We start from the raw sequence: 14,648 nt of genomic DNA, 5'->3' as shown, positions 1-14,648 counted from the left end.
ATCGTATGGGCAAAGGCCTCAGTTGGTTCATAACTAGCCATGTTTTTAGCTTATACGATTCCAGCGGCCAGCAGAACACCGCTCAATCGGGCGTATTCTTCTAGACTTAACGTTTCTCCGCGCCGGGTCGGTTCAATACCGGCTTCAGCGAGTAAAGCCTCCAGACGCTCACGTCCCTCTTCAGGGAAATAGCGTGCCTTGAGATTGTTAGCAATCGTCTTGCGGCGCTGTGTAAAGGAAGCTTGGACGACCTCAAAGAAATGCTTCTCACTCTCAACCTCTACCGGTGGATGCTCTCTTACCTTCAGACGGATTACAGCTGACTCCACATTAGGTTGAGGAATGAATACCGTACGTGGCACAATACAGACGAGCTCAGGCTCGCTGTAGTACTGCACGGCAATGCTAAGGCTCCCGTATTCCTTACCTCCCGGAGAAGCAGCCATACGCTCCGCAACCTCTTTCTGAATCATTACAACGATGTTATCGAGCGGAAGCTTCTCCTCGAGGAGCTTCATCAGGATCGGAGTCGTCACATAATACGGCAGATTGGCAACTACGCTTACCTTGTTCACGGATGCAAAATCTTCCTTAAACAGCTCTTGCAGATTTACATTCAGAACATCATCATTACGAACCTTAACATGCGGATAAGGAGAAAGTACGTCCCTTAAAATGGGAATAAGTCTACGGTCGATCTCTACAGCCGTTACCGCACCCGCTGTTAACGCCAAGCGCTCCGTCAGGGCCCCGATCCCAGGACCGATCTCCAATGCCCCTGAGTCGCTTTCTAGCCCAGCAGCGTCTACAATCTTGTCCAATATATTTTGATCAATCAAAAAATTCTGTCCTAAGCTCTTCTTGAACTTGAATCCATAACGCTGAATAATTTCTTTTGTCCGTTTTGGAGTCGAAATTTCTTCTCTACCACTCATGAAGTAATGCCCCCCTGATCAATTTGGGCGAGAGCTCCGGCAAATTCCTCCCGCGTGATTCCAAACATCGCCAGCCGCTTGTACAGCTGCTTGCCATTACAATATCCTATTCCAAGCAAATTACCAAGCGCCATACGTCTTTCAGCTGCCCGAGGGTGTACAAGCATACCTGCGGCCATTAGATCATCAATTCCAATCAAGGCAGGTGCTCCTTCAAAGGAGGTATGTACATTCCGCAGCGCATGACGAATCGCCTCTGGAGATGCATTCTCCACACCGATATCCCCTTTGCGGGTTGCGTCCTTCTCCGGAATGAAGGCGTGCTTGCAGCCCGGCACCTTCGCGGATACAATCTTACGAATTCGCTCACCCGCGTGATCCGGGTCCGTAAGAATAATCACGCCTCTACGCTCCATAGCAAGCGCGATCTTCGCAATTACGGTCCGGTCTACAGCCGAGCCCCCTGTTTCGATCGTATCTGCTTCTACAGCGCGTTTAACAGCGACGGTATCACTCTTACCTTCAACGACAATTAATTCCTTAATCATATTTCTTGACTCCTCCCAAAAAAAGCAAAAAGAAGAGGTTTCGCTCCTCTTCTTTTGGTTAAAGAATTTATAAGTGATGAGCGGTTGCTCTGCGATCAACGAAATGATCATCTGGCGTTCCTTAACGGTTACCATCACTATATCTTATCAAAGGTTAATTTGCAAAAGCTTCAGTTCTAGTTAAGCTCCGGTTTCACAGGCCCAATCACATAAACGGTACGTGATTTACGACCGAAATTACGAACATGGCTCAGTGAGTCGAAATAGACATCTACTTTATTGCCTTTAATGGCACCGCCAGTATCTTCTGCACGGCGGAATCCAAGCCCCTCGATATATACCCACCAGCCAATAGGAATTACATTTGGGTCTACTGCAATCGTTCGACCTTCCGTTACGCGTGTTCCGGAAGCAGTTTTGGTACCTATACCTGGCTCTTCTGATGAATAAGCTGTCATGGAGACGTTCTTAATCATCTTCTTGTACTCAAAGTCTACGCCAGCCTTGCTTGTGACGTTATTAGCCTTAGCGCTAACCTTAGCCGTTTTGGAAGTGGTGTTTGATTTGGAAGTTGTTGTAGTCTTAGCTATAGCCGGCTTAGGAAGTGCTTTGGTACCAACGGCAATAATCTTATCTTTCGTTACCGTTTGTACTTCCTTACCAATCATGCGCATAGAAGCCAGTTCTCCGTCTTGGTAGATCTTTTCAATATGCTGAATCATGACGCCTGGTTTGCCTGCCTGTGCCACTCTAACTGTTCCCACAGTAAGGGAGGGGTCTGCTGTCTTGATGACTCTGAAGGGTAAGTTAGTTGTTCGCTGTACTGTCTGTTTGTTGATGCGAACAATCTTAATCTCCATGTTGGCAGAAATGGTGGTGTCTAACGAAGGGAAAATCTTATCATGATCTTCTAGGGTGATGCCCATTTTGTCAATTGCTTTACCAATTGTATCCTCGGTCGTATATAACGTTTTTGTTGCTCCGTCCGCAGTAAGGCTAATTTTCTGCGCACGATTGATGACGACACGGTCACCGTCTTTTATTTCATCACTCAGACCTAAAGATAATTCATCATGCGGCTGCAGCGGAATTTGCTCTTTCTCCAACACATCACCAAGAAGTGACTCACGCGTTTGAAGCGTCTGTGTTTGCCCGTCTATTACTAAAAATAATTGTTTGTTACTTTGACCGTGTACGTACAGCAGAATAAGTAGCGCGATAGCGACTGAAATCACGCCCGCAAGTAAAAGTACGCGAGTATTTACTTGCTCCCACCGTAATGCGAAAGACCTGCTGGATGACTGCGAATCATGGGATACTTCTGGTTGGAATACGCCCATTCTCTCCATCCTCCTTACATAGCCCCGTCGTCAATTGTATATCATGAGGACTGAATTCCTTTGACGAAACTATTTGAGATTGTCACAGGATACGCACGTAATAACTTAGCGTCTCCTGCTCATGGATCGCCTGCTCGGCACAGCTACTCCCACCCCTGTTATATAACAGTATGTGGGCAACATTCCGTTTATTCAAAAATAAAAAAGCCTAAAAAGAGTTCAACTGAGGACTCTTTCGTGGCTTCTCCAATGTCAGAATAGAGAATGTATGTGCACGAGGTTGCCTCTCTTACTTGCGCTTACGGGGTTAGCTGTCGGGTTCGGACGAAAGAGAGACGCCCTATCTCAGGTCACCCGCTCATGGCGGTTGCCCTTGAATTCACCCCAAAGACCACGTGAAGAAATCAAATATTGTCCTGCGGCACGTCTAAGCCGTATTCAAGATACAGGCATGCGGCAGATTCAATACTGGTTCCCCCGTTCTCCATACGGAGACTCAGCGAGACGATCCATGAATCAATGGCTGTCACTATAACACAGCTCACATCACTGAAAAGATGATATCCTGTTTTGATGCATGTTGTAAAGGACGATTCAACCACGTTTACGCAAATAAATGGTTAAAATATTGTAATATTCAGCCGTTTTTATATTAAAAAAGTTTAATATATCGGCCATTCTTTATTTTTCACCTGTTTTACTCCCGTTTTCAGACAATCCCAAATCGTTCCAGTGCGTTCGCATACGTTATTTCAGCCAATTCCTCCCATGTTAACCCTTTAATTTCAGCCGCTGCCTCTGCTACTAACTTCACATGAGCACTCTCATTACGCTTCCCGCGGAAGGGGTGCGGAGTCAAATATGGAGCATCCGTTTCGATCAATAATCGGTCTAGCGGGGTCTGCGCAAGCACTTCTTTTGGCACTCTTGCATTTTTGAACGTAATGGGTCCTCCAAACGATAAATGAAAACCAAGATTCAAGCACATTTTAGCCGTTTCCCAACTTCCTGAGAACGAGTGCATCACGCCTCCAACCTCATTTGCCTTTTCCTCCCGTAAAATCCGTACAACATCTTCATGGGCATCACGGTCATGAATACAAATCGGCATATTTAGTTCGCGGGCTAGTCCAATTTGCTTGCGAAAAACCTCATGTTGCACATCCTTGGGAGAAGTATCCCAATAATAATCCAGTCCGATCTCCCCGATGGCCACCACTTTTTTATGACTGCACAAAGAAGCGATCCAATCGAGATCTCCTTCTTTCATATCAATCGCATCCTGCGGATGCCAACCCACTGCAGCATAAATATAATCATAAGATTCCGCCAGCTTCATCGTTGAGGGAATCGTCTCCCGATTAAATCCGATATTAATCATCTTACTAACTCCTGCCTCTACAGCACGAGCAATAACTTCTTCGCGATCCTCGTCGAATTGAGGTGCATCTAGATGTGTATGTGTGTCAAACAGAAACATTTTGATCTCACTCCTTGATATTTTTATCAATAGTCCCATATTTATTTGTATTATTTTGCAAAAATCTCTGCTATAGAAGATGGCAATCGAGTAAGCACTTTTCTCAACTTATCCTGCGGAAAATAAAGATGATATCTTCCACGATGAATGCCGCTAATGGAGCGCACAATATCCGATACCTCTGAAATTTCTCTCAGATGATCATGCCGATCAAGCAGTAAAATTTGCTTATTGTCAAAAGCTTCTCCTGGACGGAACACATCATAGGGTAGATCTGTCGGAAAATCAATCTCCAAGTCATATTCTGCGTTAAGTCCCGCTCCCGCAAAACTACTGCGAATTACAGCAATCATTTCTGTATCGAGATTCTCCATCTCAACATATTTATACAGTTTACGATGAATAAAACGTGTACACAAGTCGCTTAATAGCTCGTCTTGTTCAAGCGTCCACTGCATAAAAGCAGTCTGTACCAGTGCCTCATCTAGCATTAGATATTGCTTCACCGTTACCTCTCCTCGGAACAGGTCTTCCAGCGGATTGATCATAAAACCAAAAGTGTACCCCTCTTGGAAAAGCTCCTTAGCTCTGCGGAAAATTTGTCGCAAAATAATCTCAGAGCTACGCGTAACCGGATGAAAATATACCTGCCAATACATTTGATAACGCGACATTAAATAATCTTCTATCGCATGCATCCCCGATTCTTTTACAACAACCCGACCATTATAAGGACGCAGCATTCTCAAAATCCGATCAATGTCGATCGTTCCATAGTTTACACCTGTATAGTACGCATCACGCAGCAAATAATCCATACGATCAGCATCTAGCGGACTGGAAACCAGATTCACAACAATTTCATGCTCATAAGTTTTGGAGATCACAGAAGCTACTTTACGAGGAAAGTCGTCCTCCACATCACGCAAAATCTCAGTGATCTCCGTGTCCTCCAGAATAATGCGACAAGTCCAATCCTCATGATTCATTTCAAAAGCTTCTTCTATAGAATGAGAAAATGGACCATGCCCCAGATCATGCAGCAAGGCCGCACACAAGGTGAGCAAACTTTCTTCAGGAATCCAATCCTTATACCCGCTTCGTTCAAATTGCGAAATGATTCTACGTGTAATTTCGTATACCCCAAGGGAATGAGAAAACCGACTATGCTCTGCACCATGAAAAGTGAGATACGAGGTGCCCAGCTGGCGGATTCGGCGTAAACGTTGAAACTCCTTTGTATTTATTAGTCGCCAAATAATAGTATCCTGCACGTGGATATAATTGTGAACTGGATCTTTGAAAACCTTTTCTTCCGTGAGCGGCTGCTTCATGAGATCAACTCCTTTTTTTAATTTAATATGATTTTAACCAATATAAGTATATAATAAGAAATTATGTCGCACTTTGTCGAATGATGACGCTTTTAGTCTTGGTAAATCGACAAAATTATTTTTTACACTTTTTTAAGAATTCGTAATCTTTATAGGTAATTCAAAGTTTTCGTGAAAATATTCTTAATTAACATATGAAAAAAGGTTGACTGTTTTGGGAATCGTTGGTATTATAAATATCATAAAACAGTGAACAATGTCGAATAATGACGTTTTTGGAACATTGAGAGGAGTAACGATTGTTATGATGAAATCAACAGGAATTGTAAGAAAAGTAGACGAACTTGGACGGGTTGTTATTCCCATTGAATTGCGCCGTACTCTTGGCATTGGTGAAAAAGACGCACTTGAGATTTACGTTGATGGTGAGCGCATTATGCTTAAGAAATATGAGCCTGCCTGCATTTTCTGCGGCAATGCTGAGAACGTAACTTACTTCAAAGGAAAAATAGTTTGTCATGAATGCATTTCTACCATCCCTACCCCTGTGACAAACTAAAATAAATAGTATATAATAGAACTAATCAAATTGTTAATTCTAACCTTTTCATATCTCCTTGACCTCCCGTGACCGCGGGAGGTATTTTTTTTCTGTTTTCACCTGTTTCACCCCTCCCAAAAGGGTGTCCAGAAGAGTATCCCCCCTCCTGAACACTCGATATTTCTGGTTAATGTGGTGAGAGCTAGAAGTGAAGCGAGCTTGTACCATAAACTGGTCTATATTGGGATTCCTTTTGGGAACCACCCTCAAGCCTTGTCATGCATTGGCTTTTGGCCACAGCACACCACTAAGCTAAACTAAATGCATCAAATCGCTCTCCCTACGGGATTCGGTTGACTGTGACGAGCTCAAAACTGACCTAAGAGCATCTTAGTTGTATTCAATATTAGTTATTTCATGTGTTTTTTACCATTAAACAATTTAATTGTATTTTACACACTTATATTTCCATTGTTCATGTTTAATGGCTCAAGTACAATTTCAAGCACAATTTACCTACACCATTTAATCTTCAGCTCTATCCAGCAGTGCATTATAAATGTCGCGCTTTGCCACACCACGGTCAGAGGCTGCTTTTTTCATAGCTTCTTTACGTGACATATCTGCTGCTTCGTAATGAGCAACATGTTCTTCAATACTTAACTGGCGCCACCAAGCCGATTCCGCGATTTCAGCATCTTCCTTGCTCTCACCCTCAACGACGATGACATACTCACCAAGCGGTGGATGTTCAGCGAGCCAAAGCGTACATTCCTCGATCGTCCCACGTAAAAACTCTTCATACCTCTTCGTCAATTCACGCGCCAACACAATTCGGCGATTACCGAATGCCTCTTGAAGATGGGCCAATGTCTTAACCACACGATGTGGAGATTCGTACAATAGCAAAGTTCCTTGAGCCGAACGAAGAGGACTTAATACCGAACGGATATCCTTACGTTCTCGAGGTAAGAAACCGATAAAAGTGAATGTAGTCGTAGGCAGACCGGAGGCGATTAAAGCTGACAAAGCTGCGTTAGCTCCGGGTATAGGAATTACTGGTATGCCGTGACTTATGGCAAGGGCTACAAGGTCTGCACCAGGGTCAGAAATCGCTGGTAAACCGGCATCGCTGACGAGAGCCAAATTTTTTCCTTCTATTATATAGCGGATCAGTTCAGGTCCACTAGCAGCCTTATTATGCTCATGGTAACTGAACAGCATGGAAGGTGAAATTTCAAAATGGCTCAACAATTTTCGAGTTTGTCTTGTATCCTCAGCAGCTATAATATCGCATTCCTGCAATGTACGAACAGCGCGATAAGTCATATCCTCTAAATTACCGATAGGTGTTGCCACCAAAAAGAGTGAACCTGTTGACTCCTGCTTATGTGTATTGTTATTGTTTTGAAAACTGCTTTGGCATGATATCGTCATGATTTACCCTCTTTAGCACCATAGTAGATGTCCATAATTTCTGGACAGTATTGATTCTCCTCATTATATACAATGAGTGGTGGATGTAAACGAACCTCCGGCTTGCCATCACGCATCGCTTCGATTAATACCATATTAGCCTCCAGATGCGCACGTGGATGTACAAAGCGAATAATCTTAGGCTCGAGCCTATATTTTCTCATCAGACTAATAATATCGACCAATCGTTGTGGCTTATGAACCATACTTACCTTTCCTCCGGTGCGAACCAGTCTCACACAGGCTTGAATGACCTCCTCCAGTGTACATCCGATTTCATGACGAGCCATTGCCTGATGAGTATTCAGCTTGAGGTCACTGCCGTTAAGCGGCATATAAGGAGGATTGACCGTTATCGCATCATATACGCCATGCCCTGCTACTTTATATAACTCACGTAAATCGCCTTCATGGATCATAACTTGATCCTGTAACCCATTTAGAGCCACGCTACGCCGAGCCATATCGGCTAAACGGGGCTGTATTTCAATACCTTCTATAGAAGCTTTTGTTCGGGTCGTCATCAAAATAGGTATTACACCATTTCCTGTACATAGATCGAGTACTCTTCCACGTGGCGGAACGCTGGCGAAACGGGCAAGCAATACAGCATCCATAGAAAAGCTAAATACTTCGTCACTTTGAATAATACGTAAGTCGTGCGTTAGTAAATCATCCACCCGCTCCGTTGGTAACAAAGAAGCAGAACTATCGTTAGAATTCGTCATGTAATGTAATCTCCTAAAAGTTTTGTTGAGCATTGACTTCATTGATTAATCATCGAAACAAAACTGCTTCGTAAGCATAGACTTTGTTTTGTTTAGCTAAGCTTCATTGAATAAATCATCGAGACGAAACTTACTTCGTAAGCATATGTTTTGCCCAGTCTATTTGCTAAAATTCAAAAAAAACCGTAGGATCAATCTCCTACGGCTGGATATCCTCATTTATTAAGAAAAGAAAGACAGAACAGACAATCACCTTCCGTGCGTAAATGTCCAAAATAAACATTACAGATGTGAAAGCCTTCATGGTAAAGTCGGGCCAAGTTGTCATAACCTTCCCCGACAACCTCTTCTGTTCCCTCTCCGGCAGCTAAAAGAGCTTCCGCCTCCGCAGAATCTACGGTAGGATCCAAAGGTGCATCCCGCTTTAAAATTTTGCGAAGCTGTTCATTCTCCAGAGTTAACCTCTGATTAGCTTCCATCAGTTCTTTTACCGTCTGTTTCCATTCTCCAAGATTGGCGCGCATCGTTTCCATCTGTGCTTCCATATCCTGCATGTGTGCAAATATATTTTTTTTCTCCAAGTTTCCACCCCGAAAGTAACCTTATATGGTTTACTTGACGACAACATCATCCATTGGAAGTTCCTTAACTTTGCCCACTTCAAACAACTGTACATGAACCGTACGGCTTCCGGCATTAAGTCCTACTACTTTGCCATCCCCCAATGAGGTCACGACAATCTTGCCGACCGCTGGCATTTCTTCCTTTACACTCTCATAATTGTCATGCTCAAATTTCAAACAACACATCAGACGCCCACATAGTCCAGAAATTTTCGTCGGATTAAGTGAAAGGTTCTGATCCTTGGCCATTTTTATGGATACGGGTTCAAAATCCCCTAACCAAGATGAGCAACAAAGCACTCGTCCACAAGGTCCAAGTCCACCTAGCATTTTGGCCTCATCACGTACCCCAATTTGTCGAAGCTCAATGCGGGTCCGGAAGATACTTGCCAGATCTTTGACCAATTCTCTAAAGTCGACGCGTCCCTCGGCTGTAAAATAAAATATAATCTTGTTACGATCAAAAGTAAACTCTACATCGACGAGCTTCATTTTTAGGCCATGGTCGCGTATTTTATTTAAACAGGTGGTAAATGCCTCTTTAGCAGCCCCTTTGTTCTCCTCAACCACGCGTGCGTCGGTTTCGCCGGCAATACGCATCACTTTTTTGAGGGGCAATACTACGTCGGATTCTTCCACCTCTTTTTTGCCTACGACAACTTTACCGTATTCAACCCCACGTGCTGTCTCCACTATAACATAGTGATCCCGTTCAATCGGAAAATCAAGTGGATCGAAATAATATATTTTACCCGCTTTTTTAAAACGGACACCTACTACGCTGTACAAAAATTAACCCCCTTGTTTGCCGGTAAAAGGAACCTATGGGCATGTCCGCTCCCTGATGATTCATGCTTGTCCTTCCTCGTCTGTTAAAACGATACTTCCAGGTAAAGCGACATCCGGAGGATATATCATAACTAATCCTTTAACTTTCCAGTCGGATTAAGAACTGCTCCAGACACAACTGGGCATTGGCATTGGACCGCAGCTTCTTAGTACTCTCTGCAGCAAATCCCATATAAGCCACCCATTGTTCCGCACTCCGTAGACGGGCATGCCTGGAAATAAAGTCTAACTGATCTATGAAAACGATACTTTCATGCTTACGGTACAGGAAGTAGAGCATATCTTTAAACCATAGATGGAACATGCTGAAAAGGATATCCAAATGTTCAGCGAGCCCGGTCTTGAACAGCTTCTGCCCAGCAGTTGCTACCGCGGAGCTGCCCTTGCCTAAGGACTCCTTAGCTAATTGTAACATTACATTTCTCATTTCTGCAAACCAATTCTGTTCCAAAAGTTTCCTGCAACCATCAAGTCCTGAACTAAGTGATACTGCACATCGAGCTAAGGGTATCGGAACGCCCTCACTTGCCAGAGCTTGGAGCATAGTGTCCGGATTTAACGGACTAAATGGAATCCGCTGGGTCCGTGACTGAATCGTTGGCAATAAGGAACGACTATTATCAGATATTAAGATTCCAACAGCCGGAGCTGGTGGCTCCTCCAGAAACTTAAGCAGACTATTGGCAGCTTGTACCGTCATTTTGTCTGCTCCATCTATAATATAAACTTTCGGATTCACACCCTCTGACCGATAGGAAAATACGCGCTGCAGCTCACGGATTTGATCTATTTTAATACTTGCTCCATCTGGCTGCAGCAGTGACAAATCAGGGTGGTTTCCATGCTCTACTTTCCGGCACTCCAGGCATTCCCCACAGGCATCGTCCTTGCTCTGGGTACAAAATATAGCTTGGGCAAACATCAGCGCCGTTTTCATTTGTCCACTGCCTGCCGGCCCTGTAAATAAATAAGCATGACTCACAGCTTCTTTGCGCAAGGCATTTTGGAGTAGCCGCTTGGCATTCTCCTGGCCTACTATATCATGAAAAGGCATAATTTCCTCCCAAAACTTTCAAGCATAAACGCCTTCGGCGTCCTTATAAGGACGGTAAGTGTTTAATCGAGAACTATAAGGATAAAGTATAGTGTAAAACTTATACTTTCTTATATTTTAAAAAGAAAGGTTGATTAACAACCCGCGGATTTCTCCAACGCGTCCCAACAGATCTATTCGGCCCTGCTCACTATTCAGCAAATCATCTGCCATAGATAGCAAAGCCGAATCAATTTCCTCAAGCAGCTTGTAACGCTTGCCACGGCCACGTCGATCCCATCCGCGTGTTTCTTTCAGAATAACGCCTCTTCGAGCCGTTTCTTCCAGAAACCTTTTGATCATCATCCGGTAAATGGTGAGTTCGCGAATCGTCATGGACTTAGATAAACGATCACCTTGGGACTGTATTTCTTTGATCTGGCGATTTAGTTCATCTTTGGTTTTCTGTTCACTTTGCTGCTGAAAAACATCAGAGAACGATTTTTGCTGAACGGGTCTGTTAGCCCCTTCTGCATTTGTCATCTCACTCTTTAAGGGCCTATACCCCGGATTGATCTTCAAAGGTTATCTACCGCCCCTTTTGTAAGTGACTTGCTAATTGATATTATACTTAATAATGTTCAAACCGATCTACAGGAAGTACGAATACAGTAGCTCCGCCCACTTGTACCTCGACAGGAAGCGGCAAATACGAATCCGTTGTTCCACTCATTGGCGTTACCGGAGTGACTAACTGCTCACGCACTTTACAGCTGTTACGGATTACGGTCAATACGGATTCAATCTGACTGTCTTCTACCCCAATCATAAATGTCGTATTCCCCGCACGCAGAAATCCACCTGTACTTGCGAGTTTGGTAGCACGGAAATTGGCTTTGACTAGCTCGCTGGACAACCGGTTACTGTCTTTGTCCTGGATAATTGCAATGATCAACTTCATCTTCGCATTCCCTCCCAATACTTTTATGGTGTATTACTACTTAGAGTTTCTCGTAGTAACCCTTACTTCATAAGCAAACGCCTAATTATATGTCACTTCTCTTAGTATATTAGACAAAACACCCTAAAAACCCTTTAATACTCTCTCTTCAAGTGTTCTCACGATATCTTTTTCTACCATATGAATGGGGCGATTAGCATCTAGAACTACTATTCTGTCCGGATTCGCCTCAACCAATAATTGATAGCCTTCGCGAACCTTCTGATGAAAAGAAAGACTCTCCAGATCCAGGCGATTCACTTCTCGTTCTTGATTCGCTGCAATCCGTGACAACCCTATCTCTGGATCTACATCCAGATAAAAGGTTAGATCCGGCATACGGTCTCCGATAGCAAAACGATTAATACTCCATACTTCTTCAATTCCTAGCCCTCTCGCATGTCCTTGATAAACAAGACTACTGTCTACAAAGCGGTCACAGAGCACTGTAAGCCCTTCTCTAAGAGCTGGTTCAACTACTTCGGCGAGATGTTGGCTTCTTGATGCTGCGTATAGCAATGCCTCTGTTCGCGCATCCATCGCTGTATGGGCAGGATCTAGAATAATGGAGCGAATCTTCTCGGCAATTTCAATGCCACCAGGTTCGCGTGTAATTCGATAAGGCATGGACCGGTTCTGCAAATAGGCTGCTACTCTACCCAGTACAGTTGTTTTTCCGGAGCCTTCGCCCCCTTCTAATGTTATGAAGAAACCTTCTCTTCCCACTTATGCTTCTCCGCCCTTCTGAATGTTGTATACCTCAATACGCTGTAAGACCGGATCAGCACAAGCCTGAAATTTGGCGCCTCCTTTGGCTAAACCAGCCAGCCTTCTTTGTATCTGATCTGTGATCACTTCACCCGGATATAATATCGGGATGCCCGGCGGATATGGAATAACCATCTCAGCCGCCACTCTCCCCACGCAATGTTCAAGATCAATGCTTTCTATCTCATTAGCTGACACCGGCTTCAATGAGAAGGAGACAGGCGCTGAGATTTGTAAAGAATCAAAATTGTTCCACGTGGAAATATTGCGGGATTCTGATATGTCCGGGGCGAGCGGTGATTCGGAAGGTTCCTCCGAATCTATTTCCCGCAGCACCTGTAGTAGCCTAGCTGCATCTTCAGCCTTCGATCCTAGGCTAAACAGCAGCACTACGTGCCGGTCATCGCTCATCTCCGGCACGCAACCCTTAGCCTCGAGCCTGCGCTGCAGCTCGAAGCCGCTCAGGACCCCGGTGGCGTCATAAATGACGACTTTGAAGGGGTCCTGTGTCACGTACGCCGCCATAGAATCAAGCGGCGTATTTGGGTGCAGCGGCTCTGCCGGCTGCACCAGCCCGAAGCGCGGCAGCTCGGCAAGGCCGCGCCGCAGGACGTCCACGGCGGCCAGCCCCGCCGTGAAGGCATCACTGCCCCGGCTGTGCAGCAGCCGCCGGGCAAGATCCAGCGACGCCATCATAGGATATGATGGGCTGGAGCTCTGCACCATGGCGAGCCGCTGCCGGAGCAGGGCGCGGTCGAGCCGCGGCCCTTGAACATGCAGCATAGCGCCCATGGTCATCGCTATGAGCATCTTGTGCGTGGACTGCACGACGCTGTCCGCGCCACAAGCAAGCGCCCCGGCTGGCAGCGCCGGGTGCTGGCCATAATGCGCCCCGTGCGCCTCATCCACTAGCAGCGGTACACCGCTGTTGTGACAAATACGCGCGAGGGGCGCAAGGTCACTGCCCATGCCGTAATAATTGGGCATGGTAACAAGTACAGCTGCGGCTTCAGGATAGGCTGCAAGTGCAGCTTCAACAGCTTCTGCCGCCGGCGCCACTGCTAAGCCGCTAGGAGGGTCAATCAGCGGTTCCAAAAAAACAGCGCGTACTCCAGCCAACATCAGTCCATGAATGACTGACTTATGCACATTGCGTTGAAGAATCATAATCATTCCAGGCTCGGGACAAGCGGTTAGAATAAGAGCCAGATTGCCAGCTGTGCTCCCTCCAACCAGAAAAAAGCTTTCCTCTGCTCCAAAGCAATCTGCTGCCAACTCTTGAGCTTCCTTGATGACTCCCTCAGGATGATGAAGATCATCCGTGCCGGTAATTTCCGTAACATCATACTTCATAACCTCATCTAGAAAACCAGCGCCTGCATCGCCGTCATATGCCTCTCCATTTTTATGCCCTGGCACATGATATGATATATTACCCATAATTCTATATTGTTCCAGCATTTCGTATATAGGCGCCCTACAACGTTGTAAATTATTCATATTAAATTCCTTCCCATAGGGTTCCTTCTATTTTAACGTAAATTTTCGGAAACGCCTACGCCTCAGTACAAAAGCAGCCGGCTGGACAACAAAACGGCTTCTCCCGCCTGAAGAACGAGGAAGCCGTATATTGAATATCACTAATGCAGCCATCGTATCTTTCATCCAGACCGCTCTCTCAACCGCATCATTTAACAGAGTTACTCTACTTAAGCGTTTTTTTGCAATCCGATCTTCTTCATCCGGCCGATAAAAAAACGGTACTTGGCATCTTCAGCCTCGGTACGTATCATCTCAGCCTCACATTCCTCACAAATAAAATGCGAGACAATCACAATACCTTCCTCTTTCACCTGTCCACAAATGATACAAGCTTGCCCGGTTTGCTGTTCCATAACCATCCCACCTTGACTCTTTTAAGAACAGTATGATACACCTTCTATCATTTTAAACCTTTTCATAGTTTTTTCATATCCTTCGTATCGTGCATTAT

At 44.9% G+C, this 14,648-nt stretch carries 16 protein-coding genes and 1 riboswitch; of the genes, 1 reads left to right on the top strand and 15 read right to left on the bottom strand.

The genetic code is table 11. The features are described from left to right. Window positions 1-50: 50 nt before the first annotated feature. From rsmA to MHH52_RS00180, 5 genes are all read right to left on the bottom strand, one after another. Complete coding sequence (rsmA, locus tag MHH52_RS00200; RefSeq protein WP_340005943.1) at window positions 51-935, bottom strand: 16S rRNA (adenine(1518)-N(6)/adenine(1519)-N(6))-dimethyltransferase RsmA; 885 nt, start codon at window positions 933-935, stop codon at window positions 51-53. Beyond that, window positions 932-1,483 (bottom strand): ribonuclease M5, encoded by a 552-nt coding sequence (gene rnmV / locus MHH52_RS00195; protein ID WP_313640508.1) that lies wholly within the window; start codon window positions 1,481-1,483, stop codon window positions 932-934. The genes rsmA and rnmV overlap by 4 nt, the downstream gene beginning before the upstream one ends. Window positions 1,484-1,659: 176 nt before the next feature. Further along, a complete protein-coding gene (locus MHH52_RS00190) occupies window positions 1,660-2,823 on the bottom strand; it encodes a ubiquitin-like domain-containing protein (protein WP_340005941.1) in 1,164 nt (387 codons plus the stop codon). A gap of 281 nt (window positions 2,824-3,104) precedes the next feature. After that, window positions 3,105-3,335, bottom strand: a riboswitch (cyclic di-AMP (ydaO/yuaA leader). 197 nt (window positions 3,336-3,532) lie between these two features. Next, complete coding sequence (locus tag MHH52_RS00185; RefSeq protein WP_340005939.1) at window positions 3,533-4,303, bottom strand: TatD family hydrolase; 771 nt, start codon at window positions 4,301-4,303, stop codon at window positions 3,533-3,535. A 50-nt stretch (window positions 4,304-4,353) separates the two neighbouring features. Beyond that, window positions 4,354-5,637, bottom strand: a complete 1,284-nt coding sequence (locus MHH52_RS00180; protein ID WP_340005938.1) for an HD domain-containing protein — start codon at window positions 5,635-5,637, stop codon at window positions 4,354-4,356. 304 nt (window positions 5,638-5,941) lie between these two features. On the opposite strand from MHH52_RS00180, the gene MHH52_RS00175 reads away from it, so the two are divergent. After that, window positions 5,942-6,196 (top strand): AbrB/MazE/SpoVT family DNA-binding domain-containing protein, encoded by a 255-nt coding sequence (locus MHH52_RS00175; protein ID WP_042123095.1) that lies wholly within the window; start codon window positions 5,942-5,944, stop codon window positions 6,194-6,196. Window positions 6,197-6,703: 507 nt separating this feature from the next. Here the strand turns inward: MHH52_RS00175 and rsmI are convergent. From rsmI to MHH52_RS00125, 10 genes are all read right to left on the bottom strand, one after another. Further along, window positions 6,704-7,615 carry a 16S rRNA (cytidine(1402)-2'-O)-methyltransferase gene (gene rsmI / locus MHH52_RS00170; protein ID WP_340005937.1) on the bottom strand — a complete coding sequence of 304 codons (912 nt, stop codon included), beginning with the start codon at window positions 7,613-7,615 and terminating at the stop codon, window positions 6,704-6,706. Beyond that, window positions 7,612-8,382 carry a tRNA1(Val) (adenine(37)-N6)-methyltransferase gene (locus tag MHH52_RS00165; protein WP_340005936.1) on the bottom strand — a complete coding sequence of 257 codons (771 nt, stop codon included), beginning with the start codon at window positions 8,380-8,382 and terminating at the stop codon, window positions 7,612-7,614. Before MHH52_RS00165 ends, rsmI begins: the two co-directional genes overlap by 4 nt. A 215-nt stretch (window positions 8,383-8,597) precedes the next feature. Further along, window positions 8,598-8,963 carry a DNA replication initiation control protein YabA gene (gene yabA, locus MHH52_RS00160; protein WP_042123089.1) on the bottom strand — a complete coding sequence of 122 codons (366 nt, stop codon included), beginning with the start codon at window positions 8,961-8,963 and terminating at the stop codon, window positions 8,598-8,600. A 30-nt stretch (window positions 8,964-8,993) separates the two neighbouring features. Beyond that, on the bottom strand, window positions 8,994-9,794 hold the full coding sequence (locus MHH52_RS00155) for a stage 0 sporulation family protein (RefSeq protein ID WP_340005934.1): 801 nt from the start codon (window positions 9,792-9,794) through the stop codon (window positions 8,994-8,996). Window positions 9,795-9,933: 139 nt separating this feature from the next. Continuing rightward, on the bottom strand, window positions 9,934-10,908 hold the full coding sequence (gene holB / locus MHH52_RS00150) for a DNA polymerase III subunit delta' (RefSeq protein WP_313640513.1): 975 nt from the start codon (window positions 10,906-10,908) through the stop codon (window positions 9,934-9,936). A 117-nt stretch (window positions 10,909-11,025) separates the two neighbouring features. Next, on the bottom strand, window positions 11,026-11,469 hold the full coding sequence (locus MHH52_RS00145; protein WP_340005932.1) for a YaaR family protein: 444 nt from the start codon (window positions 11,467-11,469) through the stop codon (window positions 11,026-11,028). Between the two features lie 49 nt (window positions 11,470-11,518). After that, window positions 11,519-11,848 carry a cyclic-di-AMP receptor gene (locus tag MHH52_RS00140; RefSeq protein ID WP_042183817.1) on the bottom strand — a complete coding sequence of 110 codons (330 nt, stop codon included), beginning with the start codon at window positions 11,846-11,848 and terminating at the stop codon, window positions 11,519-11,521. Window positions 11,849-11,971: 123 nt separating this feature from the next. Further along, window positions 11,972-12,613: a dTMP kinase gene (gene tmk, locus MHH52_RS00135; protein ID WP_340005931.1), complete on the bottom strand. Its 642-nt coding sequence runs from the start codon at window positions 12,611-12,613 to the stop codon at window positions 11,972-11,974. Continuing rightward, window positions 12,614-14,155: an aminotransferase class I/II-fold pyridoxal phosphate-dependent enzyme gene (locus MHH52_RS00130; protein WP_340005929.1), complete on the bottom strand. Its 1,542-nt coding sequence runs from the start codon at window positions 14,153-14,155 to the stop codon at window positions 12,614-12,616. Window positions 14,156-14,364: 209 nt separating this feature from the next. Next, window positions 14,365-14,550, bottom strand: coding sequence for a sigma factor G inhibitor Gin (locus MHH52_RS00125; RefSeq protein WP_042123074.1), 186 nt, complete (start codon window positions 14,548-14,550; stop codon window positions 14,365-14,367). Window positions 14,551-14,648 lie beyond the last annotated feature (98 nt).

The organism is Paenibacillus sp. FSL K6-0276 (assembly GCF_037977235.1).
Classification (GTDB): domain Bacteria; phylum Bacillota; class Bacilli; order Paenibacillales; family Paenibacillaceae; genus Paenibacillus_AQ.
This window is presented reverse-complemented; position numbering and strand designations above follow the sequence as displayed.